A 21,552-nucleotide genomic window follows, 5' to 3' on the forward strand; every position below is an offset into this window, starting at 1 on the left:
ATGGGCAGACATGCTTTTGTCAGCATGGGCTTATAAATATTGAGTATCATTTTGTATTTTTAGACAGAAGGACAAGAGCAATATTTTTCTAGATAATCCCAGACTTCAGCCAGCCATAAGGCCGATGAAATGCCATTTTTTTGCTAAAAATAACAAAAACATACATGATTTTCTGTGACGGATTTCATACTATGTTGTAGTGTGCCTGTTTTTAGTTTGTATGCTCATTAAAAGATGCACCGCTTGACCATTTCAAGAGGTTGTTGTCTTGCATATAGCGAATAATAAATAGTGGATGTTTATGCAAGATCTTCTCAAAACTAAAAAATTCCAGTTAATCACGGAATCCAGTTGGAAACATCTCTGGTCTAAGCCAGTGTTTGAGTATCTGCATTCAGATCATTTCGACGGAAAACAGTTTCGTAATCTTGAGCATGCTTCTCTATCGCGTGGTCGCTTTGATTTATACAAATGGCTCATTACCCGAAAATCCAAAACCTGGAATGTTAATCTTGATGAAGAGCGTGCCGAGTTTTTTTCTCGTCCACGCGCATTGCCACAGCAGCGTCCAGATGCAGCTCTGGATGACTGGCAAGTCTGGTTTATTGGTCACGCAACCACATTAATTCAGATCGGCCCCTATAACTTCCTGACCGATCCGGTTTGGGCTGAATATGCCAGTCCATCGGCTTCTACAGGGCCGCAGCGGGTCATTCCGGCTGGCATTGCCTTGGATGAATTACCTCAGATTGATGCCGTACTGCTCAGCCATAACCATTATGATCATATGGATCTGGCTAGTCTGGAATGGCTGCACAACACTTTTGAGATGCCTATTTATACTGGTCTGGGTAATGCCTGGTATTTGCCAGAACATTATACCGTGCATGAAATGGACTGGTGGGAAAGTGCCTTTTTTGAAGAGATCCGGATTGTCTATACGCCGGCTCAACATGCCTCAGGGCGCGGCATGCGCGATCAGAACTGTGCACTTTGGGGAGGATTTTCTTTATTACATGGCAAGGAACATTGTTTTTTTGCCGGAGATAGTGGCTACGCCTCACATTTTAAAGAAATTCGTAAACGTCTGGGTGCACCGCGAATTGCCTTACTCCCGATTGGAGCGTATGAACCGCGTGAACTGATGCGCGCGATTCATATGAATCCGGAAGATGCCTTTCATGCCCATCATGACTTGCAGGCCAAATGTTCACTGGCGATTCATTACCGTACTTTTCAGCTCACAGATGAAGACCGGGATGCACCGGAACATGAGTTGCATGAGATCATCAAGCATTCTTCCAAATTGATTAATCCGTTTTACTGCATACGGGAAGGCAAACGGATTATTGTTTAAGTACTTCCTGTTGTTCCTCTTGGATGAGTTGAATGGCCACTACAGAAAGCATCAGCATGGCGGTATTCATCACCACAGGATTGAATGCTGTAGTAAGTTGCAACGGGGCTGTGAATGCAATCAGCAGTAGTAATCCAGCAAGTCCGATAATATTCAACCCATGCAAGAGTATGGACCGGTTCCATTTCAGAAAGCATAAGCCAAATAGCATTTCACATCCTCCGGAAAGTCCAACCAAGACTTTGGCCAGTGCCAGCTCAAAACCCATATTTTGCCAAATGCTAATTTCAGCGGGTGATTGGAACAGAATTTTTGGAATGAGTCCCTGATAGAGCCATAGTATGACCAAAGTCAGCTGGATAGTACGCAGTGGTTGTAGGAATACAGGTTTAGGATTCACGAACAGCTTCTTCCAGAAAATGGCGTTTATTTTCGCTGGATGGAATCAGGCAATACTCGGTTTTACCAAATAGCTTGTAACGATTTAAAGCAATCACACGATACAGAAAGTCGCGGATAAAACGCGGAACCAAATAACCTGCGCTCATTAAATTAAAAGGAAAACCGAGATGCTGCAGTACTTTCAGCAAGGCAGTCGATTCGGTATAGAGTGTGCCATCTTGAATGACGAGCATCGTGGTGTAATGTTCAGTGGGCATCTGATAATGTTCGAGCAGAGCTGTACCTAAAGGCGATTGGGCGGAAACCAGTTTAAACTGAATCTTTTTATCGTATTTAATCAGAAACCGTGTCCAGCCATTGCAGATTACGCAAACAGCATCAAATAAAACAATGTCGTGTTGTTGAATGATGTCTTCAATATTTGGATGCATTGTTGTATTTCTTTTTGTGCCAGCTTGTTTCTATAGTGCTTGATGCTGCAATAAAAAACCACCCGAAGGTGGTTTCTATACATGTCTAAACTGGCTTAGAGAAAGCTAGGCAAACCTTTGGCTGGATCGCTTTCACGTGCTGCTTGGGCATCTGCTACAGTCATACCTAAGGCCTTAGCAACGCCTTGCCCATAAGCTGGATCGCAAGCGTAACAGTTGCGGATGTGACGGTATTTAATGAAATCTAGCGCATCACCCATCGCTCCGGCCGTGTTATTAAACAGAGCCTGTTTCTGCTGGTCATTCATCAGGTTGAACAGGGCGCGTGGCTGGCTGAAGTAATCATTGTCATCTTCACGGAAATCCCAGAAATCGGCATCACCGGTGATTTTCAGTGGAGGCTCTCTGAATTCCGGTTGTTCCTGCCACTGGCTAAAACTGTTCGGCTCGTAATGTGGCAATGAACCATAGTTGCCATCCATGCGGCCTTGACCATCACGGCGGTTCGAATGTACAGGACAGCGTGCAGCATTGACTGGAACCTGTGAATGATTCACGCCAACACGGTAACGCGCTGCGTCGGCATAGTTCACTAAACGTGCCTGTAACATACGGTCCGGTGAGTAGCTGATGCCCGGTACAAGATTACTTGGTGCAAAGGCTGCCTGTTCTACATCCTGGAAATAGTTTTCCGGATTGCGGTTCAGTTCGAATTCACCGACTTCAATCAGTGGATAATCGCCCTTTGGCCAGACTTTGGTCAGGTCAAATGGATGATAAGGCACTGTTTCGGCTTCCAGTTCCGGCATGATCTGAACGTACATTTTCCATTTTGGATAGTCACCACGTTCGATGGCATCAAACAGGTCGGTCTGGCTGCTTTCACGGTCTTTGGCGATCAAGTCTGCAGCTTCAGCATCGGTCAGGTTCTGGATGCCTTGCTGGGTACGCATATGGAATTTTACCCAGAAGCGTTCATTTTTGGCATTGATAAAACTGAAGGTGTGACTGCCAAAACCATGCATATGACGGTAACCGGTCGGAATCCCGCGGTCGGACATGACAATGGTCACTTGATGCAAAGCTTCAGGCAACAGTGTCCAGAAATCCCAGTTATTGGTGGCGCTGCGCTTGTTGGTTTTCGGGTCGCGTTTGACTGCTTTATTCAGGTCAGGGAACTTGCGCGCATCCCGCAGGAAAAACACCGGGGTGTTATTGCCGACCAGATCCCAGTTGCCTTCTTCAGTATAGAATTTTAAGGCAAAACCGCGAATATCGCGTTCCGCATCGGCCGCACCACGTTCACCCGCCACTGTTGAGAAACGGGCAAACATTTCGGTTTTTTTGCCGACTTCAGAGAAAATTTTAGCGCGGCTATATTGGGTAATATCATTGGTCACGGTAAAGGTACCAAAAGCACCTGAACCTTTGGCATGCATACGACGCTCTGGAATCACTTCGCGGACAAAGTTGGCCAGTTTTTCATTCAGCCATAAATCCTGGGCAAGTAAAGGTCCACGCGCACCTGCCGTCATACTGTTCTGGTTGTCGACCACAGGGGCACCAGCTTCAGTGGTCAGGTGGGTGACAGGGCATTTTTTAAAATCTTGGCTCATCTTTCCTCTCCAAGTTTTGAATATCTTATGTCGTTTACCTAGTATTCATAAAATATTGAGATATATGCTAATCAGATCAGGTTTCGCTATATTTACAATATCTTTAAATAAAGGGTGTTACAGCACAAAACGGAATTCAGGGTATAATTGAGTGAGCTCACTCAAAAAATATTTTTAAATTTAATAAAGTTTAAAATGTTGAAAATTAAATGGTTACTCTTAAAAAGTAACGGGTTTTCCACTCTGTGACAATATCAAATTCTATATATTTTGAATAACTCGAATAATGAATGGGATTAAACGAAAATAACAATATCTAAGTCGATAATATGTTTTTATCAAAGGATAAAAATAATAAGTGAATAGTATTGTTTAAAATAAATTTTATAACTGATTTATTTTAAAAGTTTTTTTAATCGAGTTTTGTTGGGCTGAAGAAACCCATAAAAATAATGAATGAAATAAGGGTGTTTTCTGGCTATAACTCCCATTTTTGCATATAGAAAATCCTGGCTAAATGGGCTTTATTTTTGAAAAAGCATTGGCAAATATGCTTGAAAATTAGTCAGTCGGCCCTATAATTATCTCACTCCTTCCTCCAAATTATATAGAGAGCAAGATGGCCAAGAAAAAAACAGCCGAGCAGGTAGTGATCCACAATTTTGTGGCAAAACACATGCATGAAGTCAACAAAAGCCAGGTTTTTGTAGATCGAAAGAAAAATTCAAAACGTGGCTACAACAAGCACAGACAAGGGCGATATTCCATGGAAGATCGCCCTTTTTTAATGGCCGCTTAAGGTCTGTAAGGTGGCTGGGGACGACGTGGGGGCTGCTTAGGATTAGTTTTAACTGGAGAGAGCGGGGCGACAGGTCGGTTATTACGAGTTTGCGAATATTGATTTGGATACCGGGATGATGTTGTCGATTCATCCGCGATTAAGTCATTAAAGAATTTATTGAGTTTGCTTTGCACTGGTGCTTTGTGGTGAGGGGAATGAGGCTGTGGTCTGGCCTGCTGAAAACTGGCAAATTGATCTTTTTGTTGGTGATAGAGTCTGGCAGCAATGACGGAGGGGTCATCTCTGCCTAAACGCCGCCGTTGCGATGCCGAAATTTCAATGCCCAATAATGGAGTCATTTTAGGCCGATCGGCATAGCTCATTGCTCGATTGCTGGCGGGGCGTATATAAGATGAACCGGAATTATGAGCTTCTTTGCGGGCAGCCAAGGCCGGTGCAAGAATGACCACATAGAACACCGCAACAATCATGAACAGGATGACCAGAAATTCCATAACCACCTCTACCACTGTCGAGGGACTGGAAAAAGTCCCGTATTAGGCACTCACCATACGTGATGCAGATTTCACCATATCCCCTAAACCATGGGTTCTGAAATAATATTCTAACCAGCTTTTTACCATGAGCGGATTGTCCATTTTTAACACATGTTGCAGCAATTCTTGTGCATCACTCATCGGAACATGACAAATGGTTTTACGTACCCGCAAAATATTACTGGAACTCATCGACAGGGTATTAAAGCCCATGGCCATGAGCAAAACTGCAGACAGCGGATCGCCCGCCATTTCACCGCAGATACTGACCGGTTTTTCATTACGATGACAGTCCTGCACCAGACGGGTCAGGGCACGCAGTACTGCAGGGTGTAAATGTGAATAGACATTGGCTACCCGTGGATTATTGCGATCCACAGCCAACAGATATTGGGTCAGATCGTTGGAGCCGACCGAGAAGAAATCCACCAGTTCGGAAAATTCATCAATCTGATGAAGCACACTCGGCACTTCCACCATGATGCCGAGTTTTGGTTTATTTACCTTGACCTGTTCTTCTTCTTGAATCGCCGCATGGTCACGTTCCAGCAGATAGAGCGCTTCCTCGACCTCGCTGACACTGGTCACCATCGGCAGCAGAATATGCAGGTTATTCAGTCCGATACTGGCTTTGAGCATGGCGCGAATCTGTGAAGAAAAAATTTCCGGATGATCCAGGGTAAAACGAATGCCACGCCAGCCGAGTGCCGAATTTTCTTCTTCAATCGAGAAATACGGCAGGTCTTTGTCTGCACCAATGTCCAGCGTTCGCATCACCACCGGTTTATTGGCAAAATGACTGAGTTGCTGACGATAAATCGCACGTTGTTCTTCCTCGCCCGGGAAGCGGTCACGCAGCATAAACGGAATTTCAGAACGGTATAAACCGACACCTTTGGCACCGCGCTGCACGCCACGCACCACATCAATCATCAGGCCGGTGTTGACGTACAGTTTTACGGCGACGCCATCCGGGGTAATTGCATCTTTGGTTTCGTACTGACGCAAATCTTTGGCAATCTGTTCTTCTTCTTTTTGAATTTCTTTATAGCGACTGCGCAGGCGACGTGGCGGATTAATAAAGACACGGCCCTGATGCGCATCGACAATCATCTCCACATCATCGAGGGTATTGATTGGCAGTTCGGTTACACCGACTACGGTGGGAATGCCAAGGGCACGCGCCACGATCACCATATGCGAGTTCATGGCGCCTTCGGTAGTGACAATCGCGGCAATTTTATCCACGGGCAGTTCAACCAGTGCAGCCGTCGATATTTCCTCACCAATCAGAATACTTTCATCGGTCAGTTCACGGTGACTGGCATCGGCTTCCTGTAAACGTGCCAGAATGCGGCGACCCAGATCTTTTAAGTCCGCCACTCGCTCACGTAAATAATCATCTTCCATCTGGGAAAATTGTGCCACATGATTGTCAATGACAATTCGCACGGCGCCTTGTGCCCAGTGACCTTCACGAATAAAGGCCTTGATTTCTGAAGGCAGGGCATTTTCATCCAGCATACGCAAAAACACGCTAAACAGTGCGCGTTCCTCGGCCATCAACGCATCCTGCATTTTGTCATCTAGCGACTGAATTTCTTCGCGGACTGAATTCAGGGCATTATCTAAGAGCTCCAGTTCTTCACTGATGTCATCCGCTTCACGGTCAGGGACTGCGGCAAGATCTGCTGGCGGATAGAGAATCACTGCACGACCTAAGGCAATACCACCAGAGCCAGAAACTCCCTGAAAGGTTTTATAGGCGGGCAGGTTGCTCGGCTTACGGAATACATCGATATTGCCAACGGCATGGGCATGGGCGATGACGCCAGAAAGCTGTGCACAGAGCGTGACCAGAAAGGATTCAGCAGCTTCAGAAAAGTCCTGTGATTCTTTATTCTGAACCACCAGTACACCCATCACCTTACGGCGATACATCACCGGCACACCGAGGAAGGAGTTATAAATTTCCTCACCGGTTTCAGGTAAAAACAGGAAGCGCTCATGTTTAGGGGCATTGTCCAGATTGACAATTTCTTCACGCTGGCCTACCAGGCCCACCAAACCCTCACCGGTCTGCAAAGACACATGGCCGACAGATTCTGCATTCAGGCCTTTAGACGCCATGAGCAGATAACGCTGATTGCGTTCGTCGAGGAGATAGATCGAGCAGACATCAACCTGCATGGCCTCGGCCACATGTTTGACCATGATGTCGAGCGATTCATGCAAACTGGTGGACGCATTGATCTCCTGAACAATACGTCTCAAGGTGTCCAGTTGCATATTCGACATAAGGTCTGCTCCGTCTATTCAGAATTTCAGTGATTAAGTTTATTTATAACAATAGCCGCGTAAAAAATCTGCATTATTTATGCGATTTTTTAAGGTTTTTGCTGGGGCAGTTGCTGACACAACTCCACCAAGGCTTTGCGGTAAACATCACGTTTGAAATTCACGACTTGACCGAGTGGGTACCAATAACTGACCCATTGCCATTGATCAAATTCGGGCGGATCAGACAGATTCAACTGAATATGCTGAACGGGGGCCGTGAGTTTGAGTAAAAACCACTTTTGTTTTTGACCGATACAGACCGGATCAGAGTCCGTACGAATGTATCGATGCGGCAAACGATAGCGCAACCAGCCTTTGGTTTGCGCGACTATCTGGACGTGTTCGGGCAATAAGCCAACTTCTTCTCTCAGCTCACGATAGAGTGCCTGCTCAGGGGTTTCTCCATATTGGATCCCGCCTTGTGGAAATTGCCATGCATTATGACCAATGCGTTTTGCCCATAAAACCTGTCCAGCATCGTTTGCCAAAATGATCCCGACATTCGGTCGGAAACCTTCAGAGTCGATCATTTGGCTACCTAAAAATTGTTTAATTTATGCCTTTGCCATCGGGGAGCATTATTTCGTTATCCAACTCGAAAAAAGCAAAGTTTAAAAATGTTAAAATTGCTATGATCTTAACGAATTTCTATCGACTAGCGGAGATAGATTTACAATTTTTTTCTTAAATTTCAGTTTTAACGAGTATTTTCATGAAATTGGCGCTATTTGATCTCGATCACACCTTGTTAAACACGGATTCGGATCATTCTTGGGGAGAGTTTTTGGTCAGTGAGGGCCTGGTCGATCCAGTTCAGCATCGCGCCATGAATGACAAGTTCTATGACGATTATAAAAAAGGTCAGCTGGATCCTTATGCCTATAATGAATTTGTGTTCCAGTTTCTGACCAAACATGACAATGATTATTTGACTGAATTACATCAACTGTTCATGCAAAAAGTCATTCGTCCACAAATGCGTCCTGAAGGTTTTAAAGCCATTGAGCGCCACCGTGAAGCAGGGCATGCCTTAGTGGGGATTACCGCAACTTCAGACTTTATTACCGCACCCATTTTTCGTGAATTCGGAATTACTGAAATTATTGCCACCAATGCTGAAGTCATTGATGGGAAATATACTGGTAAAGTCATCAATACCGCATGCTATCAGCAAGGCAAGCTGGTGCGTCTGGAACAATGGCTGGAAGGCCGTGATGTCACCGAGTCTTGGGCTTATTCAGATTCGATTAATGACCGTTTCTTGCTGGAATATGCGGATCATGCGATTGCAGTCAATCCGGATGATCGTTTGGAAACTCTAGCCCAAGAACAAGGCTGGGAAATACAGGACTGGTCGATCTAAGTATTCTAGTCCCATTCATGTGATTTATTCAGCACAACTTCGGTTGTGCTTTTTATTTGCCTCAATGGAATATTAATGTTTTTTCACAGTCAGGCTGAATCAGACATGCTATGCTCAAAAAACAGGACATGATAACAATAGTAGATTCTGAGGTATGAGATATGACTCACGTTCGACCACGTATGACACATCTGTTCCAGCAGCTTGGCTTGGATGCCAGTGCAGAAGGTATTGAAACATTTATTCACGAGCATCAATTACATAAAGATCTGACTTTATTGGATGCGCCGTATTGGTCAGAGGCACAACGTCAATTTTTAAGCGAGAAAATAGCATCTGATGGCGAATGGGCGATTGTGGTGGATCAACTCAATGAATCCTTACATGAAAATTCAACTAATGAGGGATGATTAAAAAGCCAATCGTATGATTGGCTTTTTTTAGGCCATCACCTTACCTTTAGCGAACACGTTTCCAGATCGTGACTTGTGACAGCGTGTGTTGATACTTTCTGGCCGTTTCTCGAATCACAAAAGGCACATCTTGGGGTTCGGCCACCAATTCAAAGTGCTGGGTTAAGATATTGCTTATACCAGCCAAGGTCGTGATGTTTTCCCCATCCTCCTGAAAACCGCCTAGCCACTCACTACGTGCCGTATGTTCTTCCAGCCAGGTATAGGGCGAACTCAGCATTAAAATTCCACCTATATTGATACGTTTATGAATCTGCAATAAAAAGTCTTTCGGATGATGCAGCCGGTCAATCAGATTCGCTGCCAGAATAAAATCATAGCCGCTAAAATGTGCTTTCAGGTTGCAGGCATCGGCCTGAAAAAATTCCGTTTTCGACGCAACCTGATCCAAAGCGACATCTTCAAGTGAACAGCTTTTTTCTTCGCTTAATTCACCTTCTAGTGGCAGCTGATAACGTACCCTATGGCCTTGAGCCAAATAAACTGCTTGCTGGATAAAGCGTGCCGAAAAGTCCAAACCGGTTACCTGATCAAAAGAGCGTGCCAGTTCAAAGCTGGCGCGGCCGGTAGCACAGCCAATATCTAAGGCACGATGGCACGGCGTTTGCTGAAAATAGGGTTGTGCCAGATCGACCAGTGTTTTGGCAAAATTAGCGATACCAAAATATTCGATACCATACTGGAATTCCAGATATTGGGAGACCAGCTGGTCGCTTTCATAATGCGAAGGGAAATGTTGCAATGCTTGATCAGAAGCGACGTAGCGAAAACCAGCGTGCTGAAAGAAATGCCGTCTGAAGGCGTAGCGGGAACTATATAAAGCTTCATTGCCCGCCGAAATCCAGGAGCCACCTTTCATCAGGTTATGGCGACCTTCAAAGGTCGGTGTACTGAAATCATCATAAAATGGATGCACCTGAAAACCCTGAAATGGATAGATCGGGGTTTCAGTCCACTGCCAGACATTGCCTTGAATATCGTAAAAATCACCCTGCTTGAAATGATCCACCGGACAGGAGCTGGTGCCGTATTTCAACTCGATATTGGCCTGTTCAGGACTTTGTAAATCTGGATCCAGGTCTGAAACGGCATACAGGCGATACCATTCATCTTCAGTCGGCAAGCGAATGGTTTTTTCCAGCTGTTGCGATTTCCACTGACAAAAGGCCTTGGCTTCATGATAATTCACTTCTACCGGCCAATCCCAAGGCATCGGCACTTCTTCCAGCATCAGTCGCAGTGACCAACCCAATTCAGTTTTGCGCCAGAAACAGGGATGAGCAGCTTGTGAAAATTGCAGCCAGCCTAGACCTTCTTCACTCCAGTAGTGTTCGGTCTGATAGCCATCAGCTTCGACAAAGGCCAGAAATTCCTGATTCGATACCAGATATTTGGAGGCTGCAAAAGCTGCAACCTCGGCTTCATGCCGGCCGTATTCATTGTCCCAGCCATAAAATGGATGGTTAAAATCTTTCTGTAAATGCACTTTGCCTTCCGGCACATCCAGCAAAATATTATCCGGGGCCATGCCGGTAATAATATTGGCACGCCATTGCGGATGCTGGCGTACATGTTCCAAAGCATGCTGGCGGATCAGCACAGAAGAAGTTTCCAGATGAATCCGTTCATGCTCGATGCCCATGATGATGGTCCACCACGGATTCTGCCAGTTCAAGGGCAGAGTCAACGGAGCATGTTCAAGGATGTTCAAGATCAGGGCACGTACCTGATGACGATAATCGCGGACTTCCTGCACGGCAGGCCAGTCATAATGTACTTCGTCCAGGTCATCCCAGCTCATCTCGTCTACACCGATTGCGAAGATACTTTCAAAATGCGGATTTACGCGTTCGCTAATCAGCTTGCTGAGCAGCAGTTTATTGACAAAAAAAGTGGCGGTATGGGCAAAATAAAAAATCAGCGGATGACGTAAAGTAATCGGCTTGATGAAAAAAGCATCTTCATGCTTGAGGCATTCAAACAGTTGCTCATAGGTGTCAAAAGTATTCAGGAAATATTCGCGCAGGCAGTGCCGGGCAGTCTGTTCATCGGTAAAATCAAGTGCCGGCGTGGGCAGCAGCATCGGTTTGGCCGAAAGCCATAGGCTGCTTGTATTGGTTTTATCTTGAGAGTGGGATTTTAAGGGGGAATCGAGCTGCATCCGTCAGGCTCCATCGAATAGTTTTAAGCATTCCTCTGCACTGCAAAAGAATGGAATTGTCTTAAAAATACTCGAAAGATATCGCCAGATGGGGTGTATTTAGGTAACAAAATGCTGCACCGTTTTGGATGCAGCATGTTCAGGAACAGCTTAAATAGACAGCGAGGCGCCTTGCATGAGCTGAACCAAAGCCTGTGCCGCTTTGGACTGCGTACGACCCGGATGCCAGACCATGCCCAAGCGACGGTTCATTTCCAGATTAATATCTAGTTGGTGAAGGTCATGATTGACCAAAGTTTTTGGCAGTACCGACCAGCCTAAGCCAATCGATACCAGCATCCGGATTGATTCCAGCGGATTATTGCTCATACTGACTTTCGGTTTAATACCCTGTTTTTCAAATTCGGCCAAAGTAATTTGCGAGGTATAGGTCTGTGATGAGGGCAACAGGCTTGGATAGTCGAGCAAATCTTCCAGACACAGATTTTTTTGCTGCGCCAGCGGATGAAACGGTGCCACCACAAAGACCAGAGGATCATTCCAGATAGTCACATAATTCAGACGCGCATCACCCCGTGGCGGCAAGGTTAAAAATGCCAGTTCCAGATCGCCGGCAATCACTTGTTCATGCGCCTGCTCGGAATCGACAAAATGCACATCCAGAGTCACGTCAGGATATTCCTGAACATAACGGCGCAAATGACTCGGCAGATGATGCAGGCCAATATGATGACTGGTACCAATTTTTAGTTTGCCCTGTACCTGACCCTGTTCATGGCTCAAGGTATAATGAATATCCCCGAGTTCATTCAGCCAGTTTTTCACTTTAGGCAACAGAGAGTGTGCCGCGTGAGTGGCCTGTACGCCACGTCCGGCAGATTCAAACAGCTTGACCCCAAAGTATTCTTCCAGACTGTGAATACGTTTGGTAACAGCAGGCTGGGTAATGAAGAGCTGATCTGCGGCCAGAGAAATCGAACCGGTTTCCATGACTTTTACGAAGGCTTCAAAGGCTGCGAGATTCATCTTAACCACCTATAAAGAATTTTTATGTGTAAATATATTATTGTTATATTTTAAGAATAAATCAAAGCAAAATTAGCTCATCTATGTTGCAGTGCTGAATTACTATACATTTTCAAAGCCTTGGCATTTTTAAAACTAAAAAAGACCACCTATAAAGGTAGTCTTTTATCAGGAACCTCGACCGAAGAGTTTAGACGGTAATGTCCTCATTCTGCTGTTGGTTATTACGCTCCCAGATTTTTTCATGGAAGAAGAAAGCCACTGCCTGTACCGTTGGTTCTAATAAACTCAAGGCAATCGCCATCGTCAGACTGCCAGTCACCAAATAACCCACAATCATCGCTACGGTAATATGCATAATGTAGTAGCTGAAAGTCTTTTTAAACATGCGCTGGTTATTGTCTACAAAGCGTTGAATATGTGCCATGTCGAAGTTCCTCAAAATCATCATCTCTGTCGATGAAGAAATAATAATAATTCTCATTTAATTTGTAAAAACGAATATTTTTAATAAATTAATCGGAAAATTAGATTGATGAAAATAAAGTGAAAGTCTGATTTGATTCAGCTTTTAAAAGATTCCAAAAAGTTTTTTAACTGATAAAAATGATAAATTAGATTTATGTGATTGCAGCGATATAATCAAAATCAGAGAAAGAATTTACCCAGTCCAGTGGAGTATATCGACATGGCAGGCGCAACCCAAACAGCAAAAACATTATATGATAAATTGTGGGATGACCATTTAGTAACGCAACGTGATGATGGTTCTGCCTTACTCTATATCGACCGTCACCTGTTGCATGAAGTAACCTCACCACAGGCATTTGAAGGGTTGCAATTGGCCGGGCGCAAGCCATGGCGTTTAAGCGCTAACATTGCTACACCGGATCATAACGTACCGACCTCGAAAAAAGAGCGTGAGCAGGGCGTAGCCGGAATTGAAGATGAAACCTCGCGCATTCAGGTGCAAACCTTGGATGATAACTGCAAGACCTTTAATATTGTTGAATTTGATATTAACGATATCCGTCAGGGCATCGCGCATGTAGTTGGGCCGGAGCAGGGCTTGACCTTGCCGGGCATGACGGTGGTATGTGGTGATTCGCATACGGCAACACATGGTGCTTTTGGCTGTTTGGCGCATGGTATCGGGACATCCGAAGTTGAACATGTATTGGCGACCCAATGCTTGGTTCAAAAGAAGATGAAAAACATGTTGGTACGCGTTGATGGCAAATTAGGTCAGGGCGTGACACCAAAAGATGTGGTTTTGGCCATTATCGGCAAGATTGGTACCGCAGGTGGTACCGGCCACGCGATTGAGTTCGGTGGTCAGGTCTTCCGTGATATGTCGATTGAAGGTCGTATGACCGTGTGTAATATGGCGATCGAAGCCGGTGCACGCGTGGGTATGGTTGCTGTGGATGACAAAACCATCGAGTATGTTAAAGGTCGTCCTTATGCGCCAACTGCGGAACAGTGGGATCAGGCGGTAGCGTACTGGAATACATTGCATTCGGATGAATGTGCATATTTTGATACGGTGGTCGTGTTGCAAGGTGAAGAAATTGAGCCGCAAGTGTCTTGGGGAACTTCTCCTGAGATGGTCATTCCAGTGTCTCAAGCAGTACCAACTTTAGAACAAGCCAAAGACGATGTACAACGCAATGACTGGAACCGTGCTTATCAATATATGGGCTTAAATGCCGGTCAGGCCTTGGCTGAGATTCAACTGGATCGTGTCTTTATCGGTTCGTGCACCAATTCGCGTATTGAAGATATCCGTGCTGCAGCCGAAGTGATCAAAGGTCGTAAGGTCGCATCTTCAATCAAACAGGCGATGGTGGTTCCGGGTTCTGGTCTGGTCAAAGCTCAGGCAGAAGCGGAAGGCTTGGACAAGGTATTTGTCGAAGCGGGCTTTGAATGGCGTGAACCAGGTTGTTCAATGTGTCTGGCGATGAATGCCGACAAGTTGCAGCCGGGCGAGCATTGTGCCTCGACTTCGAACCGTAACTTTGAAGGTCGTCAGGGCAATGGCGGTCGTACTCATCTGGTAAGTCCAGCCATGGCAGCCGCTGCTGCGATTGCAGGTCACTTTGTTGATGTTCGTTCATTTTAATTGGTACGTAGGAGCACAGACATGAAAGCTTATACCGTTGAACAAGGTATCGTTGCACCTTTAGACCGTGCCAATGTCGATACAGATTTAATTATTCCAAAACAGTTTTTGAAATCGATCAAACGTACCGGTTTTGGTGACAATTTGTTTGATGAATTGCGTTACTTGGATGAAGGTTATCCAGGTCAGGACAATTCAGTTCGTCCGATCAATCCGGACTTTGTCTTGAACCAGCCACGTTATCAGGGTGCGTCTATTTTAATTTCACGTGCCAACTTTGGATGTGGTTCTAGCCGTGAACATGCGCCGTGGGCTTTGAGTGAATACGGTTTCCGTACTGTTATTGCGCCAAGCTTTGCCGATATTTTCTTTAATAACTGTTTTAAAAACGGTATGTTGCCCGTGATTTTGGCTGAAGAGATTGTTGAGCAGTTATTTAAGGAATGTGCGGCAGATGAAGGCTATCAACTGACCATTGACTTGCAGGCACAAGAAGTTCGCACCCCTACAGGTGAAAGCTTTAAGTTCGAAGTCGATCCATTTCGCAAGCATTGCCTGTTAAATGGTCTGGATGATATTGGCTTAACTTTGCAGGTGGCGGATGATATTCGTGCCTATGAAGAAAAAACCAAACAATCGCGTCCTTGGGTATTTGCCGAAATTCATGGATAAATCAGTAAAAATTGTCATGGCATGACTGCGATTCCCTTGCTAATATCGGAAGATTATTGAGTTTTTTGATTGGGTAAGACAGACATTATGGCGAATTATTGGAAACAGTGGCTTGCTTTAAGTTCAGTATCGGTGCTGTTGACTGCATGTCAAAGCATCGACACGATGAAACTCAAACATGCCAAAGAAAATACTGAGAGCAAAAGCAATGCCCTGATCTACTGTACAGGGACGCCAGATTGTCAGTTCGAACGCTTCAATCAGACCATTATTGTCAACGCCGACAATGGCCGCATCAGTGATGAGGCGCTGAAGCAGAAACTGGTGCGCTTGCAGGCCAAAAATTTAAATCAGGCCAATTCGATTTATTTATCTGTGCCGGCAGGACAGCATGAACTGGTCGTGCGTTTTTATCCGATCAGTAAGGATAAAGCGGAAACTTTACATGTATTTCATCGTTTTCAGGCCAATAACCGCTATAGCTTAAAAATGTTTCGTGACCGTAGTGCGCGTAGCAGCAGTTTATTAAATTCTTCGGCGCCGGATCCGCTTTGCGTAGATCTGGTACAAGAGCAAAAAACCATTCGTCGTTTTTGCAAACCCTATAATGCAGTCACCGGGATTGCAGAGTTTGTAGAAAAGAAAATCTAACCTCTGTCAGGTCTGAATCTGACGTTTTAAACGGAAAATCTCATGTCTAAACAAATTTTGATTTTAGCTGGTGACGGTATCGGTCCTGAAATTGTCAAAGCGGCAGAGCAGGTGCTGACTCGTGTAAATGAAAAATTTAATCTCGATTTGACATGGGAACAGGGTTTACTCGGTGGTGCAGCCATTGATGCGCACGGTTCACCGTATCCAGACGTGACTTCTGAACAGGCTAAAAAAGCCGATGCGATTTTAGTCGGTGCCGTGGGCGGTCCAAAATGGGACACGATTGAGCGTTCAATCCGTCCGGAACGTGGTTTATTGAAATTGCGTAGCGAACTGAATCTGTTTGCTAACTTGCGTCCAGCCATTCTTTATCCGCAACTGGCTGATGCTTCAAGTTTAAAGCCTGAAATCGTAGCAGGTCTGGATATTCTGATTGTGCGTGAGTTAACGGGTGGTATTTACTTCGGTCAGCCACGTGGTATCCGTGAACTGGAAAATGGCGAGAAGCAAGGCTACAACACTGACGTTTACTCAGAGTCTGAAATCAAGCGTATCGCTAAAGTCGCTTTTGAAATGGCCAACTTGCGCGGTGGTAAAGTATGTTCAGTGGATAAAGCCAATGTGCTTGAAGTGACTGAGCTGTGGAAACAGACAGTGACTGCGCTGAAAGATGCCGAATACCCTGAAATTAATTTATCGCATATGTATGTCGACAATGCCGCAATGCAACTGGTGCGTGCGCCAAAGCAGTTTGACGTGATTGTCACCTCGAATCTGTTCGGTGATATCCTGTCTGATGAAGCTGCGATGTTGACCGGTTCAATCGGCATGTTGCCATCGGCATCTCTGGATGAAAATGGCAAGGGCATGTATGAGCCTTGTCATGGTTCTGCACCAGATATCGCCGGTCAAAACCTGGCAAATCCATTAGCGACGATTCTTTCGGTGGCGATGATGTTGCGTTATACCTTCCGTGAAGAAGCGGCTGCTAAAGCGATTGAAGATGCAGTAGGTCAGGTCTTGGATCAAGGCTTGCGTACGGCAGATATCATGTCTGAAGGCATGCAAAAAGTCGGTACGGTTGAAATGGGTCAAGCAGTCGTTGCTGCATTGAACTAAGCCTGTTTTGATTCAAAAAAACGCAGCCTTGAGCTGCGTTTTTTTATAATAGAAATTTCAAAGCTTAAACCCCTTAACAGGTTCGGCCTGTGGTGCGTACCGCGGTCGCAATATTATCTTTGAGTAAGAAGGTGATTTTACATTGCAATTTGACGTCGTAGCCGCCGGCAGGACTTACTGAGACAGGAATCGGTACAGTGCCTGTTCCTGTGGCAGGAAACTGCGCTACAGGCAAAGGAATGGTAATGGGGCGTTGTACCACATAGCTTAATTGTTTTGCGCTGCGTTCAGGCTCACTGATCTGCTGGTAACCTAAACGTTTTAGATCCAGAGTTTGATCGATCAGTTGGCTGCTTTGCCCAATGAACTGTTGTAAATAGGCATCACGCTGTGCAGTCGTTGAGGAGGTGGTGCTGCATGCACTAAGCAAACCCAAGGCTGTGCAGCATGCTAAAATCAGTGTGAACTTCATGAGTTATCCTCAACACCAAATAAAATGAGTGTAAGCGCATTCCATGCAAAAATACTGTTGTGATTTGATACACGGTAGAAGTTTAGCATGGTGAGGTTGATCCCTGATTTAATTAGATACAGGCTTTGAACTCGATGAGTACAGCTTAGCAAGCTCTACCGGTATAGCGGATGGCTTGAACAATTTCATCTTTTAGGTCAAACCAGATTTGGCATTTCATCTCAATGTTATAACCACCATTTGAGGACATCGGCATTGGTGCACCGATCGAGATACTCTGACTAATATTCGGCGTGCCCATCGGAATATTCATATCCAGAAAAATAGTGTAGCTGAGAGATTCTGCGGTTTGAATCGGTTGCTGGGAGGTCTTGAATCCCATTGCGCGAAGATCAAGCTGGCTACGAACCTGTGCTGCAGTTTGACCCACATAAGGTTGTAGAGACTGATGCAGATGCTGATTGCCGCCGGTAGCGCACGCAACGAGAAACAAGCTGGAAAGTAGGGGTAAGCATTTCATATTCATTGTTTTTATACCTGTTGTTTTCAATTCAATGAATAGTCGTGAATTTATAGGCCTGAGTCAAATTATTTTACTGATTGATAAATAATTCAAGTAATAAAAAAGCCACTAAAAGTGGCTTTTGCTTGCGCTAAAACTTAGCGTGCACGATATGTGATACGACCCTTAGTCAAATCATAAGGTGTCATTTCAACCTTCACACTGTCGCCCGTTAAAATACGGATATAGTGTTTACGCATTTTACCAGAGATGTGGGCAATCACTTCGTGACCGTTCTCTAAACGTACACGGAACATAGTATTAGGAAGCGTCTCGGTGACAACGCCTTCGAACTCGATGAGTTCCTCTTTATTGGCCATAGCCTACCTGAATGAATAAATTGGAAAGGCGCAAATTATAGTCAATTTTTTTGCAAAATACAAGACGAAACGGGCGTTAGACTGATCATCTGCCAGTAAAATAGGCGAACTGTCACGATAATTTTTTTAACTAAAAAGACACCTGTTTCTGTTGTCAGTTTGGTCAATCACAGTTAATCTAAAATTAATCTTTTTAAGTATAAATGAAGTACATACAAGGAAGGCTTTTGAGTGAGTCAGCTAACGGATGCATCAGTCGTATTGCGTTTAGGCTATCAGGCGATTCGTCGTGCGGGGTTGCCGACAGAAGAACTTTTGACCAAAGCAGGAGTGGCTTTAAATCAGGTAGAGGCTAATGACCGTACGCCGCTGAGTGCCCAGTATGCCTTTTGGGTGGCGGCAGAGGAAGTCAGCAAGGATCCGGATATTGGATTGCATCTGGGGGAGCACCTGCCACTTTATCGTGGTCAGGTCATTGAACACCTGTTTGTTTCATCTGGAAATTTTGGTGAGGGACTGAAACGTGCTTTGGCTTATCAGCGACTGATCAGCGATGCCTTTGCTGCCAAATTAGTGATTGAAGATGACCGCTGCTATTTAACCAATGGTGAACAGCCTTTTGCTGAGAGTCTGGTCAATCGTCATTTTACTGAATGTGCTATGTCAGGCGTACTTCGTTTCTTTAAATTTATTACTGAAGGACGTTTTGAACCGATTTATATCGATTTTAATTTTTCTAAAGGGGCACCTGATGATGAATATTTCCGGGTTTATGAGTGTCCGGTCAGTCTAGGTCAGAAAGAAACCCGTTTGTACTTCGATCCGACTATCCTGGAATATCCGCTGTGGCAGGCTGAACCTGAGCTGTTGCAGCTGCATGAGCAACTGGCGATTGAAAAATTACAGGAACTGGCAAGATATGATCTGGTCGGTGAAGTCCGTCGTGCGATTGGCTCTACTTTGGAGAGTGGTGAAACCACACTGGAAACTGTAGCAGCACAACTGAATATCACGCCACGCCGTTTGAGAACGCAACTGAGTGAGGCACATACCAGCTTTCAGCAGATTCTCTCGGATTATCGCTGTCGTCTGGCCAAGCGTTTGCTGGCGAGTACCAATGAGAGCGTCGAGCGGATTGTCTATCTGACCGGTTTTTCCGAACCAAGTACCTTCTATCGTGCCTTTAAACGCTGGACCAATGAAACGCCAGTGGAATATCGGAAGCGGAAGCAGCGTTAAAAATCCCTCCTAACCTCTCTTTAAAAAAGGGAGGAATTCCCCTCCTTATAGGAGGGGTTAGGGGAGGTAAATATTCTAAAAAATTTAAAAACTATTCCGGCATATTCAGCCAGTGCGGACCTAAGGGTAATTCAGGTAATTCAAACTGCGCCGGATAATCAGCATGAATAAAATACAAACCATCTGCTGGCGCAGTCACACCAGCAGCTTTACGGTCTTCTGCCGCGAAAATATTATCAATATGATCGGCAGCATACATGCCCTGACCAATTTCCAATAAACATCCCATGATATTGCGCACCATATGGTGCAGGAAGCCATCGGCTTGAATATCCAATACCAGATATTGACCATGCTGAATCAGGTGGCAATGGCTGACATGGCGAACGGGCTGGTTGGACTGACAGGCTGCGGCGCGGAAGCTTTCAAAGTTATGCGTGCCTTCAAACTTTTTCGCGGCGTATATCATCTGTTCAACATCAAGCGGTGCATAGACATGGGTGACCTGTTTATGCAGCAATGCCGGGCGGACAGGGTGGTTATAGATCACATAGCGGTAGCGGCGCGCCTGCGCCTTAAAACGCGCATGGAAACTGTGATCCATTTCTTTGATCCACTGGATCGAGATGTCTTTCGGGAGTTGGCTATTGCAGCCCATCAGCCAGCCACGTTCAGAACGCACGGCATCCGTATCAAAATGCGCCACCATATTGGTCGCATGTACCCCGGCATCCGTGCGGCCGGCACCCTGTAGGCTAATCGGTTGATCGGCAACTCGGCTCAGGACCCTTTCAATGGTTTCCTGTACGCTTGCAACTCCCGGCTGTTGAGTCTGCCATCCCCGATAATGCATCCCACAAAACTCAATTCCCACCGCAAAACGCTGCATAATGACCTCAAACCTTATTGATCGTACCAATGACGATGCCATTGCTCTACAGTGTCGTATTGTAAATACATTTTCAGGGCTTTTGCATACAGATCCGCATGTCCATAACTTTCATTCAGCAAAATTTTGCAGTGATTGACCCATTCGGCAATAGCATAGCGCTGATCCGTCGCACCAAAAGGCACTTGGGTGGTCAAGACGGAAATGCAGCCCTGCTCATAGAGTTGATCAATGAGCGCAATCATGGTGTCATTGACCGCCAGGTTGCCAGTGCCAAAACCTTGCAAAAATAGAAAATGCGGTGGTCGAGCCAAGAGGTTGTTCAAGTTATTCAGCTGCTGAGCCAGATCAATCGGCTGCATCATGATGCTCATGCAGTTGAATTCAGCCGCTTTCGCAATATCTTCTACCTTGACCTGATAACACGGTTGATGGGTCTGGATTGCGATATTGGCCTCAAGACCTGCAAAGGCATTTAACTCGGTAGTATGCTGTTTCAGTGCAGTTTGCGCATGTAGCAGCTGATGATGGAATGCCAGATAGACCCCAGCGTTAGATTTGCTGACTGAATCTAGTGCAAATTTCAGGTTATCCAGGGCATCGCTAAATTCACGCTGTTCATTGCCTTGAGCATTCAGCAACGGATATTGGCTACCGGTCAGCACCACATGCGCCGAGTTCCCGATAAAATGTGCTAGTACCGCACTGGCATAACTCAGCGTATCTGTACCGTGAATGATCACAAAATGCTGGATCTGCCGCGATTGCAATTGCTGAATAAACTGTACCAGTTGCAACCAGTCGGTTGCTGTGCAGGCACTACTGTCCTTAATCGCGGGTGCATGGTGACATTCGACGAAATATTGCTCTGCAAGTATCTGTTCGAGCTTTGGAATAAATAAATCAGCAGGCATCGGTGCAAGAGGATCTCCCACACAGCCGAATGTGCCGCCCATATAAATTAATGCAATATTTTTTATCATAAAAAAAGCAGCC

The 21,552-nt window shown here is 45.3% G+C and carries 23 protein-coding genes; 9 read left to right on the forward strand and 14 right to left on the reverse strand.

What is annotated here, in order from left to right; all coding sequences use genetic code 11:
• Window positions 1-301: 301 nt before the first annotated feature.
• Window positions 302-1,357, forward strand: coding sequence for an MBL fold metallo-hydrolase (locus F894_RS02830; protein ID WP_004278509.1), 1,056 nt, complete (start codon window positions 302-304; stop codon window positions 1,355-1,357).
• Here F894_RS02830 and F894_RS02835 read toward each other — a convergent pair.
• The 3 genes from F894_RS02835 to F894_RS02845 form a co-directional block, all read right to left on the reverse strand.
• On the reverse strand, window positions 1,347-1,757 hold the full coding sequence (locus F894_RS02835) for a DoxX-like family protein (protein WP_005245900.1): 411 nt from the start codon (window positions 1,755-1,757) through the stop codon (window positions 1,347-1,349). The two genes, F894_RS02830 and F894_RS02835, sit on opposite strands and share 11 nt — an antisense overlap.
• Window positions 1,747-2,190, reverse strand: a complete 444-nt coding sequence (locus tag F894_RS02840; RefSeq protein WP_005107981.1) for a thiol-disulfide oxidoreductase DCC family protein — start codon at window positions 2,188-2,190, stop codon at window positions 1,747-1,749. The genes F894_RS02835 and F894_RS02840 overlap by 11 nt, the downstream gene beginning before the upstream one ends.
• 95 nt (window positions 2,191-2,285) lie before the next feature.
• Window positions 2,286-3,806, reverse strand: a complete 1,521-nt coding sequence (locus tag F894_RS02845) for a catalase (protein ID WP_005245901.1) — start codon at window positions 3,804-3,806, stop codon at window positions 2,286-2,288.
• Between the two features lie 619 nt (window positions 3,807-4,425).
• Here F894_RS02845 and F894_RS02850 point away from each other — a divergent pair.
• Window positions 4,426-4,605: a DUF7230 family protein gene (locus tag F894_RS02850; RefSeq protein WP_004278505.1), complete on the forward strand. Its 180-nt coding sequence runs from the start codon at window positions 4,426-4,428 to the stop codon at window positions 4,603-4,605.
• Here F894_RS02850 and F894_RS02855 read toward each other — a convergent pair.
• The 3 genes from F894_RS02855 to F894_RS02865 form a co-directional block, all read right to left on the reverse strand.
• Window positions 4,602-5,102, reverse strand: coding sequence for a hypothetical protein (locus F894_RS02855; RefSeq protein ID WP_005245903.1), 501 nt, complete (start codon window positions 5,100-5,102; stop codon window positions 4,602-4,604). The genes F894_RS02850 and F894_RS02855 overlap by 4 nt on opposite strands.
• Window positions 5,103-5,144: 42 nt before the next feature.
• Entirely contained in the window at window positions 5,145-7,442 is a 2,298-nt protein-coding gene (gene ptsP / locus F894_RS02860) for a phosphoenolpyruvate--protein phosphotransferase (protein WP_005245904.1), read from the reverse strand.
• A gap of 89 nt (window positions 7,443-7,531) precedes the next feature.
• On the reverse strand, window positions 7,532-8,014 hold the full coding sequence (locus F894_RS02865; protein WP_004278502.1) for an RNA pyrophosphohydrolase: 483 nt from the start codon (window positions 8,012-8,014) through the stop codon (window positions 7,532-7,534).
• Between the two features lie 182 nt (window positions 8,015-8,196).
• Here F894_RS02865 and F894_RS02870 point away from each other — a divergent pair, with 182 nt between their 5' ends.
• The gene (locus tag F894_RS02870) at window positions 8,197-8,847 is read left to right on the forward strand and encodes an HAD family hydrolase (protein WP_005107974.1); all 651 of its coding nucleotides are present in this window, start codon (window positions 8,197-8,199) and stop codon (window positions 8,845-8,847) included.
• 161 nt (window positions 8,848-9,008) lie between these two features.
• Complete coding sequence (locus F894_RS02875; RefSeq protein WP_005245905.1) at window positions 9,009-9,257, forward strand: DUF2789 family protein; 249 nt, start codon at window positions 9,009-9,011, stop codon at window positions 9,255-9,257.
• A gap of 49 nt (window positions 9,258-9,306) precedes the next feature.
• Here the strand turns inward: F894_RS02875 and ovoA are convergent, their stop codons facing one another.
• The 3 genes from ovoA to F894_RS02890 all read right to left on the reverse strand — a co-directional run bounded on the left by ovoA (window position 9,307) and on the right by F894_RS02890 (window position 12,934).
• A complete protein-coding gene (ovoA, locus tag F894_RS02880) occupies window positions 9,307-11,481 on the reverse strand; it encodes a 5-histidylcysteine sulfoxide synthase (protein ID WP_005245906.1) in 2,175 nt (724 codons plus the stop codon).
• 150 nt (window positions 11,482-11,631) lie between these two features.
• Window positions 11,632-12,507 (reverse strand): LysR family transcriptional regulator, encoded by an 876-nt coding sequence (locus F894_RS02885; RefSeq protein WP_004278498.1) that lies wholly within the window; start codon window positions 12,505-12,507, stop codon window positions 11,632-11,634.
• 190 nt (window positions 12,508-12,697) lie between these two features.
• On the reverse strand, window positions 12,698-12,934 hold the full coding sequence (locus tag F894_RS02890) for a DUF2061 domain-containing protein (RefSeq protein ID WP_005107971.1): 237 nt from the start codon (window positions 12,932-12,934) through the stop codon (window positions 12,698-12,700).
• A 261-nt stretch (window positions 12,935-13,195) separates the two neighbouring features.
• Here F894_RS02890 and leuC point away from each other — a divergent pair, with 261 nt between their 5' ends.
• From leuC to leuB, 4 genes are all read left to right on the forward strand, one after another.
• Entirely contained in the window at window positions 13,196-14,629 is a 1,434-nt protein-coding gene (gene leuC / locus F894_RS02895; RefSeq protein WP_005245907.1) for a 3-isopropylmalate dehydratase large subunit, read from the forward strand.
• 21 nt (window positions 14,630-14,650) lie between these two features.
• Window positions 14,651-15,301, forward strand: coding sequence for a 3-isopropylmalate dehydratase small subunit (gene leuD, locus F894_RS02900; RefSeq protein WP_005245908.1), 651 nt, complete (start codon window positions 14,651-14,653; stop codon window positions 15,299-15,301).
• An 87-nt stretch (window positions 15,302-15,388) separates the two neighbouring features.
• A complete protein-coding gene (locus F894_RS02905; RefSeq protein WP_004647383.1) occupies window positions 15,389-15,952 on the forward strand; it encodes a hypothetical protein in 564 nt (187 codons plus the stop codon).
• A gap of 42 nt (window positions 15,953-15,994) precedes the next feature.
• Window positions 15,995-17,074 carry a 3-isopropylmalate dehydrogenase gene (gene leuB, locus F894_RS02910; protein WP_005245909.1) on the forward strand — a complete coding sequence of 360 codons (1,080 nt, stop codon included), beginning with the start codon at window positions 15,995-15,997 and terminating at the stop codon, window positions 17,072-17,074.
• 73 nt (window positions 17,075-17,147) lie between these two features.
• Here leuB and F894_RS02915 read toward each other — a convergent pair whose 3' ends face one another.
• The 3 genes from F894_RS02915 to infA form a co-directional block, all read right to left on the reverse strand.
• Window positions 17,148-17,546: a hypothetical protein gene (locus F894_RS02915; protein ID WP_005245911.1), complete on the reverse strand. Its 399-nt coding sequence runs from the start codon at window positions 17,544-17,546 to the stop codon at window positions 17,148-17,150.
• 145 nt (window positions 17,547-17,691) lie between these two features.
• Window positions 17,692-18,072 carry a hypothetical protein gene (locus tag F894_RS02920; protein WP_005245912.1) on the reverse strand — a complete coding sequence of 127 codons (381 nt, stop codon included), beginning with the start codon at window positions 18,070-18,072 and terminating at the stop codon, window positions 17,692-17,694.
• Window positions 18,073-18,206: 134 nt separating this feature from the next.
• Complete coding sequence (infA, locus tag F894_RS02925) at window positions 18,207-18,428, reverse strand: translation initiation factor IF-1 (RefSeq protein ID WP_001284370.1); 222 nt, start codon at window positions 18,426-18,428, stop codon at window positions 18,207-18,209.
• A gap of 231 nt (window positions 18,429-18,659) precedes the next feature.
• On the opposite strand from infA, the gene F894_RS02930 reads away from it, so the two are divergent.
• On the forward strand, window positions 18,660-19,667 hold the full coding sequence (locus tag F894_RS02930; RefSeq protein ID WP_005245913.1) for an AraC family transcriptional regulator: 1,008 nt from the start codon (window positions 18,660-18,662) through the stop codon (window positions 19,665-19,667).
• A 91-nt stretch (window positions 19,668-19,758) separates the two neighbouring features.
• Here F894_RS02930 and truA read toward each other — a convergent pair whose 3' ends face one another.
• A complete protein-coding gene (gene truA / locus F894_RS02935) occupies window positions 19,759-20,556 on the reverse strand; it encodes a tRNA pseudouridine(38-40) synthase TruA (protein ID WP_005245914.1) in 798 nt (265 codons plus the stop codon).
• Window positions 20,557-20,570: 14 nt separating this feature from the next.
• A complete protein-coding gene (locus tag F894_RS02940; RefSeq protein WP_005245915.1) occupies window positions 20,571-21,539 on the reverse strand; it encodes an asparaginase domain-containing protein in 969 nt (322 codons plus the stop codon).
• Between the last annotated feature and the right edge of the window lie 13 nt (window positions 21,540-21,552).

The sequence above is a fragment of the Acinetobacter sp. CIP 51.11 genome (genome assembly GCF_000369665.1).
Taxonomy (GTDB): domain Bacteria; phylum Pseudomonadota; class Gammaproteobacteria; order Pseudomonadales; family Moraxellaceae; genus Acinetobacter; species Acinetobacter lwoffii_S.

What these genes read in the sequence shown, in the direction of transcription:
- F894_RS02915 (WP_005245911.1), bottom strand. Translation starts at nt 17,546, where the DNA reads ATGAAGTTCACACTGATTTTAGCATGCTGCACAGCCTTGGGTTTGCTT.
- F894_RS02885 (WP_004278498.1), bottom strand. Translation starts at nt 12,507, where the DNA reads ATGAATCTCGCAGCCTTTGAAGCCTTCGTAAAAGTCATGGAAACCGGT.
- truA (WP_005245914.1), bottom strand. Translation starts at nt 20,556, where the DNA reads ATGCAGCGTTTTGCGGTGGGAATTGAGTTTTGTGGGATGCATTATCGG.
- F894_RS02875 (WP_005245905.1), top strand. Translation starts at nt 9,009, where the DNA reads ATGACTCACGTTCGACCACGTATGACACATCTGTTCCAGCAGCTTGGC.
- F894_RS02845 (WP_005245901.1), bottom strand. Translation starts at nt 3,806, where the DNA reads ATGAGCCAAGATTTTAAAAAATGCCCTGTCACCCACCTGACCACTGAA.
- ovoA (WP_005245906.1), bottom strand. Translation starts at nt 11,481, where the DNA reads ATGCAGCTCGATTCCCCCTTAAAATCCCACTCTCAAGATAAAACCAAT.
- F894_RS02905 (WP_004647383.1), top strand. Translation starts at nt 15,389, where the DNA reads ATGGCGAATTATTGGAAACAGTGGCTTGCTTTAAGTTCAGTATCGGTG.
- F894_RS02870 (WP_005107974.1), top strand. Translation starts at nt 8,197, where the DNA reads ATGAAATTGGCGCTATTTGATCTCGATCACACCTTGTTAAACACGGAT.
- ptsP (WP_005245904.1), bottom strand. Translation starts at nt 7,442, where the DNA reads ATGTCGAATATGCAACTGGACACCTTGAGACGTATTGTTCAGGAGATC.
- leuD (WP_005245908.1), top strand. Translation starts at nt 14,651, where the DNA reads ATGAAAGCTTATACCGTTGAACAAGGTATCGTTGCACCTTTAGACCGT.
- infA (WP_001284370.1), bottom strand. Translation starts at nt 18,428, where the DNA reads ATGGCCAATAAAGAGGAACTCATCGAGTTCGAAGGCGTTGTCACCGAG.
- F894_RS02890 (WP_005107971.1), bottom strand. Translation starts at nt 12,934, where the DNA reads ATGGCACATATTCAACGCTTTGTAGACAATAACCAGCGCATGTTTAAA.
- leuC (WP_005245907.1), top strand. Translation starts at nt 13,196, where the DNA reads ATGGCAGGCGCAACCCAAACAGCAAAAACATTATATGATAAATTGTGG.
- F894_RS02830 (WP_004278509.1), top strand. Translation starts at nt 302, where the DNA reads ATGCAAGATCTTCTCAAAACTAAAAAATTCCAGTTAATCACGGAATCC.
- F894_RS02920 (WP_005245912.1), bottom strand. Translation starts at nt 18,072, where the DNA reads ATGAATATGAAATGCTTACCCCTACTTTCCAGCTTGTTTCTCGTTGCG.
- F894_RS02855 (WP_005245903.1), bottom strand. Translation starts at nt 5,102, where the DNA reads ATGGAATTTCTGGTCATCCTGTTCATGATTGTTGCGGTGTTCTATGTG.
- F894_RS02865 (WP_004278502.1), bottom strand. Translation starts at nt 8,014, where the DNA reads ATGATCGACTCTGAAGGTTTCCGACCGAATGTCGGGATCATTTTGGCA.
- F894_RS02940 (WP_005245915.1), bottom strand. Translation starts at nt 21,539, where the DNA reads ATGATAAAAAATATTGCATTAATTTATATGGGCGGCACATTCGGCTGT.
- F894_RS02850 (WP_004278505.1), top strand. Translation starts at nt 4,426, where the DNA reads ATGGCCAAGAAAAAAACAGCCGAGCAGGTAGTGATCCACAATTTTGTG.
- leuB (WP_005245909.1), top strand. Translation starts at nt 15,995, where the DNA reads ATGTCTAAACAAATTTTGATTTTAGCTGGTGACGGTATCGGTCCTGAA.
- F894_RS02840 (WP_005107981.1), bottom strand. Translation starts at nt 2,190, where the DNA reads ATGCATCCAAATATTGAAGACATCATTCAACAACACGACATTGTTTTA.